Origin of the sequence: Aeromicrobium sp. (genome assembly GCF_049587115.1) — a bacterium.
GTDB lineage: Bacteria > Actinomycetota > Actinomycetes > Propionibacteriales > Nocardioidaceae > Aeromicrobium.
Window position 1 is genome coordinate 1 of sequence record NZ_JBAVDI010000043.1, and the last position, 1,841, is coordinate 1,841.

The window sequence follows — 1,841 nt, forward strand, 5'->3', positions numbered from 1 at the left end:
CCGGGGCGCCGAGCGGCTTGACCAGAACGCGGCCGTACTCCTTGACGGCGGTCATCACCGCCAGCAGAGCCGAGGTGGCGCGACGCTCCTGCTCATCCGCACCGTTGATGCCTGAGGTTGGAATCAACCGTGCTTCGTGCCAGGTCTGTTCGGGCATGCGGTTCCCCCTGAGTGGTGGTGCCGTTGCTGAAGTACGGGTTCTGCGCCCTGACCGTATCGCCGGTCTTGACCGCTGAGCCGGTTTCGCCCCGATTTCTCGTCGCGGGATCCGCTCCGCCTCACCCATCTCGGTCCCGCCGTCCCCGGCCGTCCGCTCGGGCCAGCCCTGCGCTGCTGCGCTAGGAGACCGTGAAGCTGGTGCTGACCGCGCTCGTCAGGGACGTACCGGTGGCAGTCAAGGTATAGGTCCCGGGGAGGTCTACACGGCAGCCCCCGAACGCCGCCACCCCTGCGGAGGCGGCCAGCGGATTGGTGGTGCACGTCAGCACGGCGCCGTTGGGGGTTGTCAGCGCCAGGGTGACCGAGCTCGAGCTGCTGGTGACGGTGTTGCCGGAGGCGTCCTGGACGGTCACCGTCGGCTGGGAGGCGAACGGCGTCGACGTGGCCCCGCCACCCGGCTGGCTGGTGAACGCCAGCCTGCTCGCAGCGGCGGGGTTGATCGTGATGTTGTTGCTGACGGCCGAGGTCAGCGACCCGTCCGTGGCCGTCAGGGTGTAGGTCCCCACCTTGTCGATCTTGCAACCGGCGAACGTTGCCACGCCCGCCGAGGCGGCCCGGAAGTTCGAGGTGGTGCAGGCCAGGGTCGCCCCGTTCGGCGTAGTGAGCGCGATCGTCACGGTGCTGGTGTCAGTGGTGACCGTGTTGCCGCCGGCGTCCACGATCTTGATCGCGGGCTGGGTGGGCAGCGCCACCTGGCTCGTGCCGGTGGCGCTCGGCTGCGTGGTGAAGCCCAGCTGGGCGGCCGGACCCACGGTGATCGTGATGTTGGTGCTGGTCCCGAGGGTGAGCCCCGGGGCCATGGCCTTGAGCGAGTAGGTCCCGATCTTGTCCACCCGGCAGCCCGTGAAGGCTGCCAGACCCGACGTGCCCACCACAGTGGTGGTGTCACAGGCGAGCGTGGCGGTGCCCGGGGTGGTCAGGGCAAGGGTCACGGTGCTGCTGTCGGTCGTCACGGTGTTGCCGCCGGCGTCCTGCACGGCGACGACCGGTTGGTTGGCCAGGGCCACCTGGCTCGCCGCGCTCGAGCTCGGCTGCGCTGCATACCCCAGCTTGGTCGCCGGGCCCACCGCGATCGTGAAGCTGGCGCTGACCGTCGAGGTCAACGAGGCGCTCGTCGCGGTCAGCGTGTACGTCCCCGTCTTGTCCACCTTGCACGCAGCGAAAGTGGCGATACCGGAGGCCGTCGTCAACGGGTTCGTCGTGCACGTCAGTACCGCCCCGTTGGAAGTGGTCAACGCGAGGGCGACTGAGTTCGTCGGCGACGTCACCGTGTTGCCGTAGCTGTCCAGCACCTTCACCACCGGCTGCGTGGTCAGGGCGACGCCCCCGGTGCCGTTGGACGGTTGCGTGGTGAACGCCAGCCGTGCTGCCGGCCCCGTCGACACCACGACATTGGTGCTGGTCCCGGGGGCGACGCCGCTGGCGGTGGCCGACAACGTGTAGGTGCCGGACTTGTCGATCTGGCAGCCGGTGAACGGAGCCACACCCGACGACGCGGCCACCGTCGTGGTGTCGCAGGTCAGGATCGCCCCGGCCGGCGTGGTCAGCGCCAGGCTCACCGTGCGGCTGTCGCCGACGATCGTGTTGCCCCCGGCGTCCTGCACGGTCACGACCGGCTGGGT

1 protein-coding gene is annotated in these 1,841 nt (G+C 69.6%); it reads right to left on the reverse strand.

Going from position 1 to position 1,841, the window contains the following annotated elements:
* Positions 1–338: 338 nt before the first annotated feature.
* On the reverse strand, positions 339–1,841 hold a 1,503-nt coding region (locus tag WB461_RS04515), incomplete at its 5' end, for a hypothetical protein (RefSeq protein ID WP_423851524.1).